Source organism: Mesorhizobium sp. P2_H9 (assembly GCF_056403215.1).
In genome coordinates, this window is sequence record NZ_JBFUFX010000007.1 from 121,060 (window position 1) to 141,405 (window position 20,346).

Annotated in this window: 14 protein-coding genes; 3 read left to right on the forward strand and 11 right to left on the reverse strand. The window is 64.8% G+C overall.

The window, feature by feature from the left end; translation table 11 throughout:
* Window positions 1-35 precede the first annotated feature (35 nt).
* The 11 genes from addA to AC1DXN_RS14870 form a co-directional block, all read right to left on the reverse strand.
* Window positions 36-3,548 carry a double-strand break repair helicase AddA gene (gene addA / locus AC1DXN_RS14820; RefSeq protein WP_477274227.1) on the reverse strand — a complete coding sequence of 1,171 codons (3,513 nt, stop codon included), beginning with the start codon at window positions 3,546-3,548 and terminating at the stop codon, window positions 36-38.
* Complete coding sequence (addB, locus tag AC1DXN_RS14825; protein ID WP_477274229.1) at window positions 3,545-6,667, reverse strand: double-strand break repair protein AddB; 3,123 nt, start codon at window positions 6,665-6,667, stop codon at window positions 3,545-3,547. Before addB ends, addA begins: the two co-directional genes overlap by 4 nt.
* Window positions 6,664-7,392, reverse strand: coding sequence for a nucleotidyltransferase family protein (locus AC1DXN_RS14830; RefSeq protein ID WP_477274231.1), 729 nt, complete (start codon window positions 7,390-7,392; stop codon window positions 6,664-6,666). Before AC1DXN_RS14830 ends, addB begins: the two co-directional genes overlap by 4 nt.
* Window positions 7,389-8,900: a tRNA (adenosine(37)-N6)-threonylcarbamoyltransferase complex ATPase subunit type 1 TsaE gene (tsaE, locus tag AC1DXN_RS14835; protein ID WP_477274233.1), complete on the reverse strand. Its 1,512-nt coding sequence runs from the start codon at window positions 8,898-8,900 to the stop codon at window positions 7,389-7,391. Before tsaE ends, AC1DXN_RS14830 begins: the two co-directional genes overlap by 4 nt.
* Before the next feature lie 8 nt (window positions 8,901-8,908).
* The gene (locus tag AC1DXN_RS14840) at window positions 8,909-11,467 is read right to left on the reverse strand and encodes a sensor histidine kinase (RefSeq protein WP_477274235.1); all 2,559 of its coding nucleotides are present in this window, start codon (window positions 11,465-11,467) and stop codon (window positions 8,909-8,911) included.
* A gap of 186 nt (window positions 11,468-11,653) precedes the next feature.
* On the reverse strand, window positions 11,654-13,054 hold the full coding sequence (gene ahcY / locus AC1DXN_RS14845) for an adenosylhomocysteinase (protein ID WP_477240587.1): 1,401 nt from the start codon (window positions 13,052-13,054) through the stop codon (window positions 11,654-11,656).
* 210 nt (window positions 13,055-13,264) lie between these two features.
* Window positions 13,265-13,561, reverse strand: a complete 297-nt coding sequence (locus tag AC1DXN_RS14850) for an HPr family phosphocarrier protein (protein ID WP_477274237.1) — start codon at window positions 13,559-13,561, stop codon at window positions 13,265-13,267.
* The gene (locus AC1DXN_RS14855; RefSeq protein ID WP_477240591.1) at window positions 13,558-13,959 is read right to left on the reverse strand and encodes a PTS sugar transporter subunit IIA; all 402 of its coding nucleotides are present in this window, start codon (window positions 13,957-13,959) and stop codon (window positions 13,558-13,560) included. Before AC1DXN_RS14855 ends, AC1DXN_RS14850 begins: the two co-directional genes overlap by 4 nt.
* 164 nt (window positions 13,960-14,123) lie before the next feature.
* The gene (locus AC1DXN_RS14860) at window positions 14,124-14,585 is read right to left on the reverse strand and encodes an HPr kinase/phosphorylase (protein ID WP_477274239.1); all 462 of its coding nucleotides are present in this window, start codon (window positions 14,583-14,585) and stop codon (window positions 14,124-14,126) included.
* Between the two features lie 43 nt (window positions 14,586-14,628).
* On the reverse strand, window positions 14,629-16,413 hold the full coding sequence (locus tag AC1DXN_RS14865; protein WP_477274241.1) for a stimulus-sensing domain-containing protein: 1,785 nt from the start codon (window positions 16,411-16,413) through the stop codon (window positions 14,629-14,631).
* Window positions 16,414-16,437: 24 nt separating this feature from the next.
* The gene (locus AC1DXN_RS14870; RefSeq protein WP_013528337.1) at window positions 16,438-17,139 is read right to left on the reverse strand and encodes a response regulator transcription factor; all 702 of its coding nucleotides are present in this window, start codon (window positions 17,137-17,139) and stop codon (window positions 16,438-16,440) included.
* Between the two features lie 344 nt (window positions 17,140-17,483).
* On the opposite strand from AC1DXN_RS14870, the gene AC1DXN_RS14875 reads away from it, so the two are divergent.
* The 3 genes from AC1DXN_RS14875 to AC1DXN_RS14885 all read left to right on the forward strand — a co-directional run bounded on the left by AC1DXN_RS14875 (window position 17,484) and on the right by AC1DXN_RS14885 (window position 20,346).
* Complete coding sequence (locus AC1DXN_RS14875) at window positions 17,484-19,094, forward strand: phosphoenolpyruvate carboxykinase (protein WP_477274243.1); 1,611 nt, start codon at window positions 17,484-17,486, stop codon at window positions 19,092-19,094.
* Window positions 19,095-19,171: 77 nt separating this feature from the next.
* Window positions 19,172-19,609 carry an alternative ribosome rescue aminoacyl-tRNA hydrolase ArfB gene (arfB, locus tag AC1DXN_RS14880; RefSeq protein ID WP_477274245.1) on the forward strand — a complete coding sequence of 146 codons (438 nt, stop codon included), beginning with the start codon at window positions 19,172-19,174 and terminating at the stop codon, window positions 19,607-19,609.
* Between the two features lie 125 nt (window positions 19,610-19,734).
* Window positions 19,735-20,346, forward strand: a complete 612-nt coding sequence (locus AC1DXN_RS14885; protein WP_477274247.1) for an alpha-ketoglutarate-dependent dioxygenase AlkB family protein — start codon at window positions 19,735-19,737, stop codon at window positions 20,344-20,346.

Sequence of the window (20,346 nt, forward strand, 5' to 3'; positions counted from 1 at the left end):
GTGGTGATCGAGCCCTTCTTCAAGCAGGTGTTGTGTCACGCTCCCGTGAGTCGGGCAAGGGCGTCATCCATGGCCGCTGCCGGCAGTTCGATCAGCCGCGGCGCTTCGGTAAACAGCAGCACGGCTGCGACCTCGCGGCCGGGATAAAGCGGCTGCAACAGCGCGCGATAGAGCGCCAGTTGCAGGACATAAGCCGGCGGAACGTCTGCCAGGCTAGCGGGCGCCGGCCGGTTGGTTTTGTAGTCGACGATCGAGATGCAGTCGGGGGTCACCGCCAGCCGGTCGATCTTACCGGAGATCGAGCGTTTCTTGCCCTTCACCTCCAGGCTGCCCATGATGGCCACCTCGGCCCGCGATGACGGCCCAAACAGCTGATCGAAGCGGCTGTCGGCAAGGATCGCCGCCACCGAGGCCAGCGCCTTGTCGCGCTCGGCGGCAGGCCATTCCGCGCCAGCGCGAGTGAGATAGCGCTCCGCCGCCGCCCGGCGTTCGCTCTCGGCAAGGCCGGGCAGCATCTGCAGCAGCTTGTGCAGCGCCAGTCCGCGCATCACCGCAAAGCCGGGCTCCGCCTCGCCATCCAGCACCGGCGAGCGTGTATCGACCACCGCTTCCTTGGCCTCGTCGATCAGCGCCGAGGCGCCGGACGGCGACAGCGGTCGCGGCAAATCCTCGTAAGGCGGCAAGGGCCGGAACAGCGTCGCCGGCAGTGGCCTGAAGATCTCGCTTTGCCTTGCGTCCTCGCCGGAAACCAGCGCGACGGGCGCCAGCTTGGTCACGCGAAAGCGATGCACGGGCTCGTCTATGGCGGGGTGGCGGCGCTCCGCGCTTTCAGCGGCGCCGATCAGCGCCCGGCTGACGATCGAATGCCAGGTGCCGGTGCTCGGCTCCCGCTTGCCGTGATAGCCGCAGACTATCAGCCGGTCCTCCGCCCGCGTCATGCCGACATAAAGCAGCCGGCGATATTCGTCGTCGGCCAGCTCGCGTGCCCGGGCCGCGGCGGCGCGAGAAAAGCCGTTGGCGACCTCGCTGGCGGCGCGCCAGAGATAACCCTTGCCGTTCCAATGCTGGCCCGAGCCTTCGAACGGCATCAATCGCGGCAGATGCTGGTCGCTGAACGGCGCCGACCCGCCATCGACCAGGAACACCACCGGCGCTTCCAGGCCCTTGGCGGCGTGCACGGTCATGACCCTCACCTCGTCGCGGGTCTGGTCCATCTCGCGCTTGATCTCGGGGCCGGTGTTTTCCAGTGTCGACAGGAAGGCTTCCAGCCCCGGCAGGCCGGTTCGCTCCTCTGCCAGGCAGAAGCTGAGGAACTCGTCCAGAATGTCGCCGGCTTCCGGCCCGAGACGGGCGATCATCTTCTTGCGCAACCCGTCACGCGCCAGCACGCCGGCGTAGAATTCGAACACCGGTTTGAACGCCGCTTCATTGGCCCAGCCGTCGAGCCGGGCAAGGACATTAGCCAGCGCAGGACTCTCGCCGGCATGCTGCCCGAGCGAGGCGATCAGCGACAATCCGGACGGTCGCTCCGCGGCGAGCGCGAACAGCGTTTCTTCCGAAACGTCGAAGATCGGGCTGCGCAGCACGGCGGCCAGCGACAGATCATCCTGCGGCTGGATGAGGAAATGACCGAGCGCGATCAGGTCCTTCACCGCGATGTGTCCGGGCAGGCTTAGCCGGTCGGCGCCGGCGACGGGGATGTCGCGGCGCTTCAGCGCCCGCGTCAGCGCATGGACGAAGCGGTCGCGTTTGCGCACCAGCACCAGCACATCGCCGGGTCGCAGTTTCTGTCCCCGACCTTCGATGATTTCGCCGCCGCCGATCCAGCCGGCAATGGTCGCGGCGACGTTTTCGGCAACCCGCACCGCCGGCGCATGGGCGTGGTCGATGGCTTGCGTCCAGTCGTCGGGCTCATCGACGGCATCGGTGCCGATCGATGGCCAGACCTCGACATAACCCGGCGCATCGGTACGGATCGCCTTGTGGTCGAGCGGATCGGGATCATGGCTGATGCCGCGCCGCACGCCCGGCTCGGCGAAGACGCGGTCGACGGCGGCCAGCACGTCGTCGGTCGAACGGAACGACCAGGTCAGTTTGAGATCGGCAAATGCGGCCTCGGCATCGCGCACACGGCCGGCAAACAACAGTCGGCTGTCGGCAAAAGAATCCGGCGCCGCCCCCTGAAAGGAATAGATCGACTGCTTTTCATCGCCAACGGCAAACACCGTACGATGCGTCGTGTCGCGCGCGCCTTGCCCGGCAAAGAACTCTTCCGTCAGCCGCTTCACCACCTCCCATTGGTCGGGGCTGGTGTCCTGCGCCTCGTCGAGCAGGATATGGTCGATGCCCTGGTCGAGCTTGTATTGCACCCAGGGGCCGGCATCGGGCCGCGCCAGGAGATTGACCGTACGCGTGATGAGGTCGTTGAAGTCGAGAAAACCGCGGCCGCGCTTCAGCGTCTCGTAGCGGGCGATCAGCCAGTCGGCGATGGTCAGCGCGGCAGCCGTGCCTTCCAGCATCCGGAACAGCGCCAGCCGGTCGGAGATCTCGAGAATGGCTTTGACTGCCGAAAAATAGCGGTCCGGCAGATCGGGCAGCCGGTCGAGCAACGCCTTCTTGAAGGTTTTTTGCGGATCGTAGGGGTCGCCATCCGCCTTCAGAAAAGCCCGGGACAGCAGACCAATCCTGCGCACCGCATCACCCTCGGCGAAGGCAAGCCGCGCATAGGGCAGGATGTTGTTCAGCACCGTGCGGGCATCGGCGTCATCGGCGGCACGGGCGAAGCCGGCAAAATAATCCGGCAAAAAGCCCGGCAGCGGCCAGACGGACGCCGCTATGCTTTCAGCCGTCTGCCCGGCGCTGAACTGAAACTCGTCGAACAGCGCCTGGAAGCGGTCGCGGCCGGCAGCATCGATGAAGGCGCGCAGACCGTCGCGCTTGCGCACGATCTCGCCCAGCAGCGCGTCGAGCCCGGCTTCGCCGCTGCGTTCCAGCACGGCTGCGAAAGCCTCGGCCAATGTCGTGTCGCCCGCAGCGGTGCCCGTAATCATGTCGCGGCGCGCGGCAGCGAACAGCGACGCCTCCATCTGCGGATCGAGCATTTCGAAATGGGCCGGAATGTTGGCTTCCAGCGGGAACTGGTGCAGCACCGATTCGCAAAAGGCGTGGATGGTCTGGATCTTCAAGCCGCCGGGCGTCTCCAGCGCCTCGGCAAACAGCCGCCGCGCCCGTCGCATCGTGTCACGATCGGGCCGGCGATTGTCCAGCGCCTCTATCTTTGCCGCCAGCTCCGGATCGCCAAGTGCCGTCCATTCCGACAGTGTCGAAAACACCCGGTTCGACATGTTGGCGGCAGCGGCGCGGGTGTAGGTCAGGCACAGGATTTTCGACGGATCGGTGCCGCGCAGCAGAAGCCGGATGACGCGCTGGGCCAGCACATGGGTCTTGCCCGATCCGGCATTAGCCGACACCCAGGCGGAATTCTGCGGATCGGAAGCGCGCGCCTGGCTGGAAGCGGTGTCGCTCGGGATGGGATAGGCCTTCTTCATGCCTCCCCTCCCTCGTCGTCGGTGTCGCCGCCAGCGGACCATTCGAGCACGCGGGCGAGATGGTCGTAATCGCCATCCGTCTCGCCCTCGCGAAACGGCAGTGCCCGCGACAGATAGCCGGCTGCCGGATCGGCATAGTGGATCAGCAGCTTTTCCAGCCGCGCCCAGGCCTCTTCGGCGAGATCCGCGGCGGTCCGCGGCTTGCGGTTGTATTCGAGGATGGATTCCTCGAACACCTCGCCATTCGGCTTCAGCCTGACGAAGGCCAACTGCGAAGGCTCGCGCGCGCCAAGCCCCTTGAAGGCGCCGCGCCTGAGCAGCGCGCCCTCCAGCGCCAGTTGCGGCGCCAGCAGTGTGTGCGCCTGCGCCTTGGATGGCGAGGAGCCGGTCTTGTAGTCGAGGATGTCGGCCATGCCGCCGGCCAGCAGGTCGACGCGATCGGCATAGCCGGACAACGTCACGCCGGATTGGCCGACAACGGTCTTTTCGGCGCGCTCCTCGGCATGCTGCCGGACCACGGCGGCGGCGCGGCCGCGCTCCCACTCGATGATGCTGGTGGCCAGCTTTTCGAAGCGCGGCCACCAGACGGCTTCGACATCGGCGGGAAGTGCGGCCTCGGCAAAGCAGGCCCGACCGGCGGCAATGAGACCTTCCAACGCCTCCGGCGCGCGCGGGTCGGCGACGCGCGCCGAGAAAAGATGCAGGATGGCGTGGAACAGCGTGCCGCGCTCGGCCGCACCCGGATCGCGGATCACCGGATCGAGCGGCATCAGGCTGAGGATGCGCCTGGCGTAGACCGCGTAGGGGTCGCGGCGGAGCGTCTCGATCTCGGTGACCGAGAAATGCTGCGGCCTGACATCAAGCGGCGGTTTTGGCTGCGGCCGTGGTGCGAAATTTTCCTTCTCGCCGGCATCGAGCGTGCGGGCCCAGACCAGCAGTTCATCGCCACGCCGACGAAGGGCCGCCGTGTGGTCCTTGCCGACGAAAGTGAGAATACGCTGCAGCCAGCGCGATGGCACTGCCGGCGCGTCGCCGGAACGGGCGGAGCGCGCCAGCATCACCTTTTTCGCTCCCATCGCCATCTGGAAATCATGCGCGGCGAGGCCGATGCGCCGTTCCGGCGGCTCGAGGTCGATGCCGGTCTTCATCAGCCGCGACATGAAGCGGTCGCTTTCCGGCTTGCGCGGCCACACGCCTTCGTTGAGCCCGCCAATCACCAGCGTGTCGACGCTCTGCAACCGGGCTTCCAGCGCGCCCCAGATGGCGATGTTGCGGTCGGTGCCTTGGCCCGGCTTGACCGTTTCCGGGGCGATCAACGCGTCCATCACATCGGGCCACTCGCTGGCGGCGAAGGCGAACGACGCCGAGGCGGCGACCAGCCCGCGCAAAAGCTCGGCGAGCTTTTCGCCGGCGTCGCCGGCATAGAATTCGCTCAGACTGCCATCCGCCGCCCGGCCGAGATTCTCCAGCGTGGCAATGCTGGCTCGGGTCAGCGCGACCAGATCGGCATCGTCGCGCCCGCGAAAGGCCGTCAGCGGCGCCAACGCGTCGGCAAGACGGGTCAGCAGATCGCGCGCGGCCTCGATGCCGCCAACGGTCAGCCGCGAAAACCAGAAGGGCTGGCGCTTGTCGCTGCTCAGGCCGGTAAGACGAGCCTCGAACAGCGCCGGCAGCGAGGCGATGTCGGGACGACCGGTGCCGCCGCGCAGCGCCACCAGTTCGATGAGCTCGGCTGCATGGCGCACGCTTGCCCGTTCCAGGCCAAGGCCAAGCAACGGGTGTTTGAGTAGCGACAAAAGGCCGACCGGATCGCCGGGGCGGAATGCGGCCTGCAGCGCCAATCTCAGCAGGCTGGCGGCCGGTGTGTTGGCCAGCGGCGTGCCGCCGGAATCGTCGGCGACAACGCCAAAACGCAACAGCTCGGCCGAGACGCGCCGCGCCAGCGCGCGGTCGCCGGTGACCAGCGCTGCCCGCTGGCCCGGCTGTTCGACGGCCGTTTTGAGCGCCACGGCGATCGCCACCGCCTCGTCGCGCTCGCTGGCCGCTTCCACCAACGTCACCTCGGCAAAGGCCTCGGTGATGTCGGCGGCGTCGAAGCGGGCACGCGTCTCGGCCCACAGCTCCGTGGTTTCGGCCGGCCGCAGCGCTTCGCCGACAAGAGCCGCGCGGACGGCAAGCGGCGTTTCGGCGGCAACGACCTCCTCGACGTCGGCCCGCAGCACGCCGATCTTGCCGATCAGCTTGGCCAGGCCATATTGCGGATGGCCAAGCAGGGCCGGCCGGGCGCCCGGTGCGGCAATCGCCGCGAAGGATGGCTCGTCGAGCATGCGGTCGAGGCCGGGCAGCACCACGGCGCCATTGGGCAGGCTGGCGACCACGGCCAGCAATTCGGCGGTGGCGGGGATCGAGCCGGTCGAGCCGGCGGCGATCACCGGCCCGACGGGTGGATTGCGCTTCAGCCGCGCCGCTTCCAGCCGGATCAGCGCATTGCGATGCGCGGCCGGGTTGGAGCGGTCGCGCTCTGCCAGGAAATTCGGCCAGGCGTCGGTGACGATGCCGAGGAAACTCAGCGTCACCTGCCACCAGCCGGCAAGGTTGCCGGTCACCAGTTCGGCCAGCCGGGTCCAGTCCGAATCCTCGGTCTCGATCTCGTCCATCAGCCGGGCAAGATCGCGCGCCAGCCAGATGGCGTCGGCAGCCGAGGCCGGCACGACGATCTCTTCGTCGAACATGGCAGCGACATGCGCCGGCAAATTGCGTTTCCACGCCCGCACCAGCGGCGCCAGCAGCAAAAGCCGTTCTATTGCCGGGATCGGCGGTGCAAGGTCGATTGCGGCGGACGCTTCCGCCTCGAAAGTCGCCTCGTCCTCATCGAATTCGCCAAGCGGGCGGATGACCGGCAGGATCGCCGAGCGGCCGCCCAGACTGTCGACGAAGGCGCCGCGCAACGCGCGGGCGGCGCGGCGCGTCGGCACATAGATGGTGACGTCGGCCAGCGCCAGCGGATCGCCGTCGAAGCGGAAACCGGGAACCAGCCTGCCGGCCAGCAGCGCATCGGCTAGCGTCGGCAGAAACGGCGCTCCGGGTGGGATCGAGAAAACGCGGCGGGAGCCGCTCATTGCGACTCGACAAGCGCGCCGGCAACCGCTGCTTCCGCGAGCGGAATGGCATCGGGCGTGCCGACGGTGATCCAGTGGCCGTGCATCGGCATGCCGAACAGGCGCCCGGCGGCAATCGCCGTATCGAAATAGGCGTTCAGCGAATGCGGCCCGGCCGGCGCATCCTTGAACAGACGCGGATGGACGATGGCAGCACCGGCATAGATAAGGCCGGCCGGATCACCTTTTGAACGCCGCAAGGTGCCATCCGGCGCCACCAGGAAATCGGTGCTGCCGCAGTGTCCGGTTGCCTGATTGAGATCAGCCAGCATCAGCAGAATATCCATTTTCGCTGCGTCCCATGCAAGGGCGAGGCGATCGAGGTTGAGCGGAGCGTGGTCGATCCAGAAGGTGTCGGCGTTGAGGATGTAGAAGGGCTGCTCGCCCAATTCCGGCAGCGCCTTGACGATGCCACCGGCGGAATCGAGCAACTGTTCGCTTTCGTCGGAAATCAGGATGTGCGGCGTGCGGCGCGCGGCGACATGGGCGACGATCTGCTCGGGAAAATAATGGACGTTGACCACGGCCTTGGCGACACCGGCGGCGGCCAGGCTGTCGAGACCCCAGTCGAGCAATGTCTTGCCGGCTATCTTGACCAGCGGCTTGGGGATGGTTTCGGTGATCGGCCGCATGCGCTTGCCAAGCCCGGCGGCGAGCACGATCGCGGTCCTGGGCTTTGCCGTCACGGGGTTCGTTCCTCCAGCAGGCCATTGGCGACATAGAAGTCGCGCAGCCCGCTCAAGGCCGGGTGCGCCAGCGCCCGCCGCAGATAGTCGCGAATGCGCGGCAGGTGCTTGAGATAATAGGGTTTGCCGTCGCGCTTTTCGAGCCGGACGAAGATGCCGAGGATCTTCGAATTGCGCTGCGCCGCCATGATTGCATAGGCTTCGGTGAATTTGTCTTCATCGAAGGCGCCGGCCGCATGGCGCGCCGCGATGTAGGCCTTTCGCGTCTGCGCCTCGATGTTGGGCGATACGGTGACGCGGGCATCCATGGCCAGCGACGCCACATCATAGGCTGAAGGACCGATCAGCGCGTCCTGGACATCGACGATACCGAGGCGGTCGTGGCCGGAACGGTCGCCACGCCAGATGATGTTCGGCGAATGGTAGTCGCGCAGCATCAGCGTGTATTGGCTGCCGTCCAGCCGGTCGAGCACCGCGTTCCATTCCCTGTGGTAGCCGGCCCGCAACGCATCGCTTGCCGGGCTGCCGGTGACCATCGGCACATACCAGTCGACCAGCAATTCGGCTTCGATCATCATCGCGTCGCGGTCGAAGGGCGGCACGTCGTGAAAGACGCCTGGCGCGGCCTCCATGCGGGCAGGCCATGGCTTGCCATGCATCATCGCCAACAATTCGGCCGCCGCTGCATAGCGCTCGGCTACCGGCTCGCCATGCTGATCGAGAAATCCCTCCGAGCCGAGATGTTCGATCAACAGAAATCCCTGATCGAGATCCTGCGCATGAATCTCCGGAACGCTGACACCGCCGGCCAGCAAGGCGCGGTCGATGGCGACGAAAGCCGAAACTGACTGCGCGGTGTGCGCGATCAAGGCATAGGGCTTGCCGTCCCGGACCGGTGGTCCGAGCACCAGCCGTGGCGAGTTCATCAGCACCCGCGGCGCCAGGCCGGCGAGCGAGACGATTTCATAGGAGCGGGCGGAGGCATCGCCGACGAAATGCCGCCTTTGCGCGTCGCCCCAACCGGATTTTGCGAGAAAGTCGCGCATAGCCAGCGATCGCGCCGCGCGTTCGAAGGCCGCGCCTTGCCCTGACAATCTGGCAAGACGTCCGTCGCCTTGGTGGACGAGTTCGATCCAGAGCGAGGTCTTCGGCAGATAGGCCTCGGCCCGTTCCGGCCATTCGACCAGGGCAGCACCTTGCAGCAGTGCATCGTCGAAACCCAGCTCGTCGATTTCGCCAGCCGAAGACAAGCGATAGAGATCGAAATGGTGGACGGGAATGCGGGTGTCGTAGCTCTGCACCAGGGTGAAGGTCGGGCTCGGCACGTCGAGGCCGGCATCGTCGGCCAGCACTCTGATCAGCGCCCGCGCCAAAGTCGATTTGCCGGCGCCGAGATCCCCTTTGAGGGCCAGCACGTCGCCAGCCCGCAGCGCCATGGCCAGGTCTTCGCCGAGCCTTGCCGTCGCCGCTTCGTCAGCGAGAAAACGCTCCAGCACCACGTCCGTCATGGGGCGCGCTACTCGGCTGCGGCGCGAATGCCCGACGGGGCGTCGGGAAAGGTGCAGATGACGGTGGTGCCCTTGTCCTTGCCAGTCTCGATGCGGACGCTGCCGCCATGCAATTCGACAAAGCTCTTGACGATCGACAGGCCGAGTCCGGCGCCGCGCCGGCGGCCGCCATTGGTCTTTGGCTCGAAGCGGCGGAACACCGAATCGAGAAGGTCCGGCGGCATGCCGGGACCGTCATCATGGACGGAGAACTCGACGCCTTGCGGCAGTTGGCGGCAGGCGAGCGTGATGGTGCTCGCCTCCGGCGCGTAGTTGGCAGCGTTGCTGAGCAGATTGTAGAGGATCTGGCGAATGCGGATCTCGTCGCCGTGGAAGCTTTTGGGCGCCGCAGCAGCATCGATGCTGAGCTTGATCGAATGCTCCTCCAACCGGTCGGCAACCAGGTCGGCCGCGGCCGCGATGGTCCGGTCGATGCTCACTTCAGAGATGTCGAGCTGCATGATGCCGGCGTCGACCGTCGCCAGGTCGAGTATGTCGTTGACGATGGTCAGCAGCACCGAAGAGGACGAGCCGACGTGCTCGACATATTCGCGCTGCTTCGGGCTGAGCGGCCCGGTCGTCGGTAGCGACAGCAGCTCGGTGAAGCCGATGATGTTGGTCAGCGGCGAGCGCAGCTCGTAGGAGACGTGCTGCACGAACTCGTTCTTGAGTTGGTCGGATTTTTCCAGCGCTTCGTTCTTGTCTTTCAGCGCCCGCTCGACATTGACGCTGTCGGTGACGTCGACAAAGGTCATCATCACTTGCCCGTTGGGCAGATGGATGACGGCATAGCGCAGCACATTGCCGTTGTTTAGTTCGGTCTGGCCGTGGCGGTCGCGGCGCTCGTCATCGAAACCGGTGATGGCGGCAACGAACCCGCCCCATGGGCTGTCGGCGGCGCGCTGGTCGCTGAGATCGCGGATCGCCGAGACATGGACGTTGGGCTTGACGACATCGGCGCCCAGCCCCCACAGCGCGACGAAGGCGGGGTTGGACAGACGCAGCCGTCCATCAGGACCGAACACCGCCACGCCCTCGGCAAGATTGTCGAGCGTTTCGCCCTGGACCCGCACCGCGGTCTGGTAGCGGCTTTCGAGGTCCATCTTCTCGGTCAGGTTCTCGAACACCCAGGTCACGCCGCCCTTCGGCTGCGGGTTGGCCACCACGCGGATGGTCTTGCCGTCGGGCAGATGCCACCAATGTTCCTGCGATTCGACGGCACGGTAGGCGCCGAGCAGGCTTTCCTTCCAGCGCCGCCATTCGGGCTGCTCGGCGATCTTGCCTTCGCTGCGCAGCCGGTCGAGCAGCAGGGCGTTGTCCGGAGCGCTGTGCAGGAAGCCGCTGTCGAGGCTCCACAGTTTCTGAAAGGCCTGGTTGAAGAAACGCAGCTTCTCGTCGGTGTCGAAAATCGCAACGGCGGTGTTGAGCTGGTCGAGCGTGTCGGCGTGGCTTCGCACCGTGCGCTCATACTCGCCACGAATGGTTTCGATGGCGCTGGTGTCGCTGGCGATGCCGGCGGAACCATCGGCGCCGGCGAAGTCGGTCACCGCGAACATGCGACGGTCGCCCTCGATCACCGTCGACAGCGTCTGTTCAAACACCGGCCGCGATTTGTGCTGCTCGGCAATCGCATCGCGCGCCTGGCCGCCGAGGAATTCCTTGGCGTCGCGAACGGCGGCTTCGGCATCCTTCGCTTCGACCGCCTCGGCATAGGCGCGGTTGACCCATTTCAGCCGTCCGTCCGCGGCGCGCAGCCAAGTCGGCATCTTGAGCACGTCGAGAAGCCCGATCACGGTGTCGTAGTCGGCGGCCAGCCGCTGGTTGTCGATCTTCAGCCTGGCCTGGCTCCGCTGCGTTTCCGAAAGCGAGACGAAACGCACGATCACATGGGCAGCACTCTTGCGGCCGTGCACTTCGAGCGGCGCTCCGGCCTGCGATTCGATGACCAGATCGAAGGACTTCGCCTTTTCGCGCAATCCCGCCACTGCGTTCTCTAGCGCTGCCGCCGAACGCGGCATCAGCCAACGGCCGAAGGCGAGGAAGGCGGCGCGATCTTCCGGGGCGCCGCTCTCGATCGGCAAGGTGCCGATCAGCTCGGGCTTCTTGTTTTCCGAGGTCCATACGATCACGCGCTGGTCACGCAGGTTGAGCATCGCTTCGGAGCGCTGCAGCGCTGCGTTGACGTCGGCGATGCGGGCCCTGAGTTCGACATTCTGCGCCGAGGTGCGCGCCCGTTCGCGGATCAGGAAGATCGCCGAGACAAGCGCTGCGCCCATGACGCCGGCAAACATCGCCAGCTGCATGACCTCGACCGCGCTGACAGACAGTCCCGCCTTTTGCGCAATGCCGGGCTCGGCATGCGCCGCAAAGCAGAGCAGCGGACCGGCGAGTGCGGAGGTGGCAAGGAACGTCCCGACGCGTGCGCCAAGGCGCCATGGAAGGCAGCCGCCGGTGACGGCGGTGACACCCGAATCGTTGCGGCCGCCGGAAACGGCCTGTCCCGCGCGAGGCGGGTTTTCCCCCGGCATGTCTTGGTCCTCTTCGCCGCCTGAATGCAAGACCGCCCAAAATGCGTGCGTCGGTCCTCGTCCCCGGACCGAATCAGCACCATAGCGCTTGCGCGAATCGGCGTGAAGAATCATTCAGCGCAAAAATAAAGCCGGGCGAAAAGTCAATCGCCCGGCTACAATATCTAGTGGTGATTTCCGCTTTGCTTAATAGCGGTAGTGTTCCGGCTTGAACGGCCCCTGTGGGGTCACGCCGATATAGGCCGCCTGTTCGCCCGACAGTTCGGTCAGGCGGGCGCCAAGCTTGTCGAGATGCAGGCGCGCGACCTTTTCGTCGAGATGCTTGGGCAGGACATAGACTTGGTTCTCGTATTGGCCAGGCTTGCTGTAGAGCTCGATCTGCGCCAGCACCTGGTTGGTGAACGACGCCGACATGACGAAGCTCGGGTGGCCGGTGGCGTTGCCGAGATTGAGCAGGCGTCCCTCAGACAGCAGGATCATCCGCTTGCCGTCCGGGAAGGTGATCAGGTCGACCTGTGGCTTGACGTTGGTCCATTTCAGATTGCGCAGCGCCGCCACCTGGATCTCGTTGTCGAAATGGCCGATGTTGCCGACGATCACCATGTCCTTCATCGAGCGCATGTGGTCGAGGGTGACGACATCCTTGTTGCCGGTGGTGGTGATGATGATGTCTGCCGTGGGCGCGGCATCTTCCAGCGTGACGACTTCAAAGCCGTCCATGGCGGCCTGCAGCGCGCAGATCGGATCGACTTCGGTGACCTTGACGCGGGCGCCGGCGCCCTTCAGCGAGGCCGACGAACCCTTGCCGACGTCGCCATAGCCGCAGACGACCGCGACCTTGCCGGCCATCATCGTGTCGGTGCCGCGCCTGATACCGTCGACCAGCGATTCCTTGCAGCCATATTTGTTGTCGAACTTCGACTTGGTCACCGAATCGTTGACGTTGATCGCCGGGAAGGGCAGCAGGCCCTTCTTCTGCAACTGATAGAGCCGGTTGACGCCGGTCGTCGTCTCTTCGGTAACGCCGCGGATCGCCGCCTTCTGCTTGGTGAAGAAGCCCGGCGAAGCCTTCAGGCGCTTCTTGACCTGGGCGTAGAAGTACTCTTCCTCCTCGCTCTGCGGGTTCGACAGCACGTCTTCACCCGCCTCGGCGCGGGCGCCGATCAGGATGTACATGGTGGCGTCGCCGCCGTCGTCGAGGATCATGTTGGAGGTGCCGCCATCGGTCCACTGGAAGATGCGGTCGGTGTAGTCCCAGTAGTCCTCGAGCGACTCGCCCTTGATGGCGAACACCGGGATGCCGGCCTCGGCGATCGCGGCGGCGGCGTGGTCCTGGGTCGAGAAGATGTTGCAAGAGGCCCAGCGGATGTCGGCGCCCAGCGCCTTCAGCGTTTCGATCAGCACCGCCGTCTGGATGGTCATGTGCAGCGAGCCGGTGATGCGCGCGCCCTTCAGCGGCTTCTTGTCGCCAAATTCCTCGCGGCAGGCCATCAGGCCCGGCATTTCGGTTTCGGCGATCTCGATTTCCTTGCGGCCCCAGCCGGCAAGCGAAATGTCGGCGACCACATAGTCCTTGCTACCCGTCATGGCAGTGCTCCGATGTGAAAAATCTCAGGGATGCGCCCACGCCTGAAGGCGCGTCGAAGGGCGCGGATTGCCGGCCTGACTAGCAGATCGCCGGTCGCACGACAATGGGATATAAAGAAATCTTTATTCGTGCATGTCTTTGGAGGGGATGCATGCCGCCCAAAAGTGCCCCGCGGTTTTGGGACAACGGCATGCATCGAACCAAAAACTTCAGGCCTCCTCACCGAAGCGCGAAGCGACCAGCTGCTCCAGCGCGTCGATGACTTCCAGGGCTTCGGGCCCGCTGGCGGTGACGCGGATTGAATAGCCTGGGCTTGCCGCCAGCATCATCAGGCCCATGATCGAGGTGCCGCCGACCTTGACGCCGTCCTTCTCGACATGGACCGCAGCATCGAAGCCGCTGGCAACCTGGACGAACTTGGCCGAGGCGCGCGCATGCAGGCCGCGCTGGTTGACGATCGGAAACTCGCGGACGATGTGGTCCTTTTCCGGCGACAGCGCGTTCATTTGCTGCTCAGCAGCTGGCTGGCGACGTTGATGTATTTGCGCCCCGCGGCCTGCGCCTCGTCGAGCGCGGCGCTCATATTGTCACCCTTGCGAATGCTCGACAGCTTGATCAGCATCGGCAAGTTCATGCCGGCAATGACTTCGGTGCGGCCGGATTCCATCACCGAGATTGCGAGGTTGGACGGCGTGCCGCCAAACATATCGGTCAGCACGATGACGCCCGACCCGGTGTCGACGCGCGCCACGGCTTCGACGATGTCGCTGCGGCGCTGCTCCATATCGTCATCGGCGCCGATCGCCACGGTTTCGAAATTGTCTTGTGGCCCCACGACATGTTCCACGGCATGGCGGAACTCGGCGGCCAGTTGACCGTGCGTTACAAGCACGAGTCCGATCATTCGTTGGTGGCTCCCGTCATCGCCGCTTCACAGGCGTATTTTATGCTCGCCGGCCATTCCAGGCGGCGGGAGCGCTATCTTGTCGACGCGAGGCGCGTTGACAAGCCCAAAATTGCGCCGACCGACGCCATTTTGACGCATTGCAGCAAAAAATCGAAACCGGATCATGCGAAAGCCGCGATCGACAGCCGCGCCATTACGGCCGGCAAGGCCGTCGCAATGTTGCGCTCGATGAGATCGATCCGCGGTACCGGACAACCGGCGATCGGCTCGCTGAAGTCTTCCTGAAAGCGGTCCCTCGCATGCTTCGGTACCAACCGGATATGGAGGTCGATCACCCCGCTTGGCTCGAACGATAGCGGCCGTGGCATGAATCCTGGCACTTCTGCCAGGCCGGCAATGGTGGCAGGTACGCGGCAGACCAGCCGCCCGGCGCGAGTAGCCGCAAGCAGCCTGTCGTCCCCGATCAGCCGCGAAAACAGCCCGCGCGCTCGGCAGTGGTCGATGAGCACCAGCGCCAGTGTCGTCTTGCCGGCGCCGGACGGTCCAGTGATGAGCACACCGCGCTCGCCGATGAGCAGTGCCGTTCCGTGAATGTTTTCCGCCTGCGGGATTGGCTCAGGCATGATCTTGTCCGAAAAACCGGTGCCCACTTTGCGGGATCATGCTTCAGCCTTCGGCCGGCAGCGTCACCACGAAGCGCGCGCCCTTGATCTCGCCGGGCTTGGTGCCCGGGATGTTCTCGGCGGTCAGCGTGCCGCCATGGGCTTCGACGATCTGCCTGGAGATCGACAGGCCGAGGCCCGAATTCTGGCCGAACGCCTCGCCGGCCGGGCGGTCGGTGTAAAAGCGTTCGAAGATACGGTCGATGTTGTCGGCCCGGATGCCGGGGCCGTTGTCGTCGACGGTGACGATGTTGAACTTGCCGGCGCGTGCAAGAGAAATCGCGATATGGCCGTGCTCTTCGGGAACGAAGGAGCGGGCATTCTCGATCAGGTTGGTGACGACCTGGCCGATCCTCAGATCATGGCCGACGACGAAGTAGCCTTTGACGCCTTGCGGCAGCTTGGCGACCTTGAACTCGATCTCGACCGCCTTCTTGTTGCGCGTCGCCTCACGTGAAACAGCGACGAGGTCGGTGATGAATTTCTTCAGATCCACCGTTCCGGCATCTTCACGCGCCAACTCGGCGTCAAGGCGCGACGCGTCGGAAATATCGGTGATCAGTCGGTCCAGCCGCCGGACATCGTGCTGGATGATCTCCATCAGACGCGCGCGGGAATTATCGTTCTTCGCCAAGGGTAGGGTTTCCACGGCGCTACGTAGCGACGTCAGCGGGTTCTTCAATTCGTGCGACACGTCGGCGGCAAAACTTTCGATCGCCTCGATGCGGGCGTAGAGCGCATTGGTCATGTCGCGGATGGCGATCGACAAATTGCCGATCTCGTCCTGCCGGTCGGAAAAGTCGGGGATTTCCTCACGGTTCTTGACGCCGCGCCGCACCCGCACCGCCGCCGCCGACAGCCGGCGCAGCGGGTTGGCGATGGTCGAGGCCAGCAGCATCGACAGGATGGCGGTGACCAGGGCGGCGATGCCGAAGACGCGCAGGATCGCCTTGCGTTCGGCAGCGACGATCTTGTCGATGTCGCCGCCTTCCGTCGACAGCATCAGCACGCCGAGCACGGCACGGAAGCGCTGGATCGGCACGGCCACCGAAACAATCTGCTCGCCCTGCTCCGAGACCCGCACGATGGTCGACGGGCTGCCGGTCAGCGCCTTGACCACTTCCGGGAAGGCGGCGCCATTGCCGCCCGGCTGTTCGTGGTAGACCGGCAGTTCGGTGTTGCGGAAGAAATCGAAGACGAATTTCTGCACGCGCTCGACAAGGTCGGGCTCTTCCTCCTCGACCGGCGGCAGGTCGTAGCGAAGGATCTGGCCGCGCGAATAGAGATGGCGTGAATCAAGCAGCAGATTGGCGTCGCGGTCGTAGATGCGGGCGCGGGTGCGCGTCGGCGAAATCAGCCGTCTCAGCACCGGCGCCACGCGCTCCGGATTGATCGGGAAATCCAGATTGTCGAGCTGGTCGGAGCCGGGGCCGAGGCTTTCGCCGGCCTGCAGCTCCAGCAGCTTCTCCGGGTCGATGCTGATCGAATCGGTCTCGACCGTCGCCGACGCCGCAATCGCGCCGGCGATGATCTCGCCTTGCGTCATCAGGCTCTCGACGCGGGCATCGATCAGCCCGTCGCGAAACGTGTTGAGATAGAGGATGCCGGTGACCAGGACGGCCAGGCCGGCAAGGTTGAGGAAGAGGATGCGCCGGGTCAGGCTGGAAAAGATATGGTGGCCGAGGAAACGGCGCATCGGCACCGTCAGCCTCGACAGAAATGCGGGCATAATCCTGGACGGCCGCCTGCCGGCGCCCGCCCGTCTGCCTCGCTCTACGTCAACTGCCATAGAATAGCAGCTCCCGGTCCGTTCTTAAGCTTCGCGGAACCGGTACCCGACTCCGTAAAGGGTTTCGATCATTTCGAAGTCATCATCGACGGCCTTGAACTTCTTGCGCAGCCGCTTGATGTGGCTGTCGATGGTACGATCGTCGACATAGACCTGCTCATCATAGGCTGAATCCATCAGCGCATCACGGCTTTTTACCACACCGGGACGCTGCGCCAGCGAGTGCAGGATCAGGAACTCGGTCACCGTCAGCGTCACCGGCTCGCCCTTCCAGGTGCAGGTGTGGCGCTCCTGGTCCATGACAAGCTGGCCGCGCTCGAGCGATCGGGCCTGCTGGCTGGGTGTCTTGGCCGCTGCCTCGCGGGCACTGGCCCGGCGCAGCACGGCGCGGACCCGCTCGACCAGAAGACGCTGCGAAAACGGTTTGCGGATAAAATCGTCGGCGCCCATCTTGAGGCCGAAGAGCTCGTCGATCTCGTCGTCCTTCGAGGTCAGGAAGATCACGGGCAGGTCGGACTTCTGGCGCATGCGGCGCAAAAGCTCCATACCGTCCATGCGCGGCATCTTGATGTCGAGGATGGCGAGGTTCGGCGGGCGCGCCGCCAGGCCTTCCAGCGCTGACGCCCCATCCGTGTAGGTTTCGACGCGGTAGCCCTCGGATTCGAGGGCAATCGACACCGAAGTCAGAATGTTGCGGTCGTCATCGACAAGCGCGATCGTTGCCATTTCAAGCGGCTCCCTCATGAGCTGTCCCTTCTTTCGTAGAGAAGGGGCTTTTGCAGGACAAATTAGGTACAAAATGTGGCATAGGCTCAGACCGCTGTCACGAGCGGCATGCCGGTGGCCACAATCACACCACTACACGGATTGGACGAACAAAGACTGCCAATCCTTTGGGCAACCACCCGACTTTTTGCACATATAAACGATTTAAACAACTTTTAAAATTTTTAAATCGATTAATGATTTGATATCATTCGGGTTTTCTGGTTCTGAGCCTTTCAGCCCCGGCAAAAGGGGCTTCGGAAAAATTCGCCGGCAAGATGCGGCAAATCGAAGAAGGGACACCCATGTTGGAAGCCGGCAAACGCAATCCCGCATGCGCGATCGATCGGATCGGCCTCCTGACCTCAGGCGTGGTGCGCTATAATTTCGGCGCGGCTCAGCTCTACGAGCAGGCAATCGGCCGCGGCGAGGCCCGGTTGACCGCGCATGGCGCGCTTGTCGCCGAGACCGGCCAGCACACCGGCCGCTCGCCCAAGGACAAGTTTGTCGTCCGCGACGAGGCGACCACGCCGCATGTCTGGTGGGACAACAACAAGGCGATCTCGCCGGCCCAGTTCGAGACGCTGCTTGCCGATTTTCGCGCCCATGCGGCGGACAAGGACCTTTATGTGCAGGATCTGGTCGGCGGCGCCGACGACGGATTGAAGCTGACGACCAGGGTCGTCACCGAACTCGCCTGGCACTCGCTGTTCATCCGCAATCTGCTGATCCGGCCGCAAGCCGCTGAACTCGAGCATTTCGTGCCCGAGATGACGATCATCGACCTGCCGTCGTTCCGCGCCGATCCGGCCCGTCACGGCACCCGCACCGAAACGGTGATCGCGGTCGATCTCGCACGCAAGATCGTGCTGATCGGCGGCACCTCCTATGCCGGCGAGATGAAGAAGTCGGTGTTCACCATGCTCAACTATCTGTTGCCGGCCAAGGGCGTCATGCCGATGCATTGTTCGGCCAATGAAGGCCCGGCCGGTGACGCGGCTGTCTTCTTCGGCCTGTCGGGCACCGGCAAGACGACGCTGTCGGCCGACCCGTCGCGGACATTGGTCGGCGACGACGAACATGGCTGGGGTCCGCACGGCATCTTCAATTTCGAAGGCGGCTGCTACGCCAAGACGATCAAGCTCTCGGCCGAAGCCGAGCCGGAAATCTTCGCCACCACGCAGCGCTTCGGCACCGTGCTGGAGAATGTGATCCTCGACGCCAACCGCGCGCCGGATTTCGATGACGGAAGGCTGACCGAGAACACGCGCTGCGCCTATCCGCTGGATTTCATTCCCAACGCCAGCAAGACCGGTCGCGCCGGTCACCCGAAAAACATCATCATGCTGACCGCCGACGCCTTTGGCGTCATGCCGCCGATCGCGCGGCTGACCCCGGCGCAGGCGATGTATCATTTCCTCTCCGGTTACACCGCCAAGGTGGCGGGAACCGAAAAGGGCGTCACCGAGCCCGAAGCGACGTTTTCCACCTGCTTCGGTGCGCCGTTCATGCCGCGCCACCCCTCCGAATACGGCAATCTGCTGCGCGAACTCATCGCCCGCCACGACGTCGATTGCTGGCTGGTCAACACCGGCTGGACCGGCGGCGCCTACGGCACCGGCAAAAGGATGCCGATCAAGGCGACGCGGGCGCTGCTAGCCGCGGCCCTCGACGGGTCGCTGAAATCGGCCGATTTCCGCACCGATGCCAATTTTGGTTTCGACGTGCCGGTGGCGGTTGCCGGCGTCGACAGTGCCATTCTCGATCCGCGGTCGACCTGGGCCGATAAGGCTGCCTACGACCGGCAGGCGGCAAGGCTGGTCGGCATGTTCGCCGTCAATTTCGAAAAATTCGAACCGCATGTCGACGCCAACGTGCTGGGCGCCGCGCCGCGCCTGCAGGAAGCTGCGGAGTAGGGTCACCGCTCCACTCCTGGAAGGCCCGGTTGTGATCGGGCCTTTTCTTTTTTCATCCGCCGCGCCATGAGTGCGGCATGACTGCCGACGACAAGATCATCATTGCCGACGATGCGACAATCCATCCGGGCGACCTGCACGAGGATTTCATCCGCTCGTCCGGGCCTGGCGGCCAGAACGTCAACAAGGTGGCGACGGCGGTGCAGTTGCGCTTCGACGCCGCCAACGCGGCGGGCCTGTCGGAGCGCGTGCGCGAGCGGACCATCAAGCTCGCCGGCCAGCGCGCCACCAAGGACGGCGTCATCGTCATCGAGGCCGGTCGCTACCGAACGCAGGAGCAGAACCGGGCGGACGCGCGGGCAAGGCTAACGGCGCTGGTCGCCAAGGCGGCCGAGCCGCCACCGCCGCCGCGCAAGAAGACGAGGCCGTCGAAAGGCGCGGTCGAGCGGCGGCTGAAGAGCAAGGCAGGGCGCGGCACAATCAAGAAATTGCGCGGCCGGGTCGGCGACGACTGAGTGTGGCCCGCTCGTATTTTCTTTCTGGCCGGAGCGGCGAAACTGAAGAACGGCGGCTTTCGGGTCGCCGTTTTTGCTTGGCAATGGCATTGTTGCCGGATGAACCGAATGAAGCGGCCACTCTGATGCTCGTCCTGCCCAAAGGCGTTCGCCACATGCCAGGCTATCTGTCGCGCGCCATACAGGAGGCGCTGGTCGAGGATGTGAGAAGCGTGGTGCAGGCAGCCCCTTTGTTCGTGCCGGCCATGCCGCGCACCGGCAAGGAGATGAGCGTGCGCATGACCAATTGCGGCGCGCTTGGCTGGGTCACCGACAAGGAGCACGGCTATCGCTACCAGCCGACTCATCCGGTGACCGGAACGCCGTGGCCGCCGATCCCTGAGGTGCTCCTGCAATTGTGGCGCGAAGTATCGGCCTATCCGCAGCCGCCGGAGGCCTGCCTGGTCAACTTCTATGCGCAGGACGCCAAAATGGGTTTGCACCAGGATCGCGACGAGGCCGATTTCTCGGCGCCCGTGGTCTCCGTCTCGCTCGGTGACGATTGCTTGTTCAGGGTCGGCCAGACCACGCGCGACGGGGCGACCAAATCGTTCAGGCTGAAAAGCGGTGATGTCGTCGTGCTTGGCGGTGAGGGCCGCCTCTGCTTCCATGGCGTCGATCGTATCTATCCGTCGACCTCGGCACTGCTCAAGAACGGCGGGCGCATCAATCTGACGCTGCGGCGGGTCAACCCTTGA

Excerpts from the sequence above, each read along its gene's own strand:
- addA (WP_477274227.1), bottom strand. The coding sequence starts at position 3,548 with ATGAAGAAGGCCTATCCCATCCCGAGCGACACCGCTTCCAGCCAGGCG.
- addB (WP_477274229.1), bottom strand. The coding sequence starts at position 6,667 with ATGAGCGGCTCCCGCCGCGTTTTCTCGATCCCACCCGGAGCGCCGTTT.
- tsaE (WP_477274233.1), bottom strand. The coding sequence starts at position 8,900 with ATGACGGACGTGGTGCTGGAGCGTTTTCTCGCTGACGAAGCGGCGACG.
- AC1DXN_RS14840 (WP_477274235.1), bottom strand. The coding sequence starts at position 11,467 with ATGCCGGGGGAAAACCCGCCTCGCGCGGGACAGGCCGTTTCCGGCGGC.
- ahcY (WP_477240587.1), bottom strand. The coding sequence starts at position 13,054 with ATGACGGGTAGCAAGGACTATGTGGTCGCCGACATTTCGCTTGCCGGC.
- AC1DXN_RS14850 (WP_477274237.1), bottom strand. The coding sequence starts at position 13,561 with ATGAACGCGCTGTCGCCGGAAAAGGACCACATCGTCCGCGAGTTTCCG.
- AC1DXN_RS14855 (WP_477240591.1), bottom strand. The coding sequence starts at position 13,959 with ATGATCGGACTCGTGCTTGTAACGCACGGTCAACTGGCCGCCGAGTTC.
- AC1DXN_RS14860 (WP_477274239.1), bottom strand. The coding sequence starts at position 14,585 with ATGCCTGAGCCAATCCCGCAGGCGGAAAACATTCACGGAACGGCACTG.
- AC1DXN_RS14865 (WP_477274241.1), bottom strand. The coding sequence starts at position 16,413 with ATGGCAGTTGACGTAGAGCGAGGCAGACGGGCGGGCGCCGGCAGGCGG.
- AC1DXN_RS14870 (WP_013528337.1), bottom strand. The coding sequence starts at position 17,139 with ATGGCAACGATCGCGCTTGTCGATGACGACCGCAACATTCTGACTTCG.
- AC1DXN_RS14875 (WP_477274243.1), top strand. The coding sequence starts at position 17,484 with ATGTTGGAAGCCGGCAAACGCAATCCCGCATGCGCGATCGATCGGATC.
- arfB (WP_477274245.1), top strand. The coding sequence starts at position 19,172 with ATGACTGCCGACGACAAGATCATCATTGCCGACGATGCGACAATCCAT.
- AC1DXN_RS14885 (WP_477274247.1), top strand. The coding sequence starts at position 19,735 with ATGCTCGTCCTGCCCAAAGGCGTTCGCCACATGCCAGGCTATCTGTCG.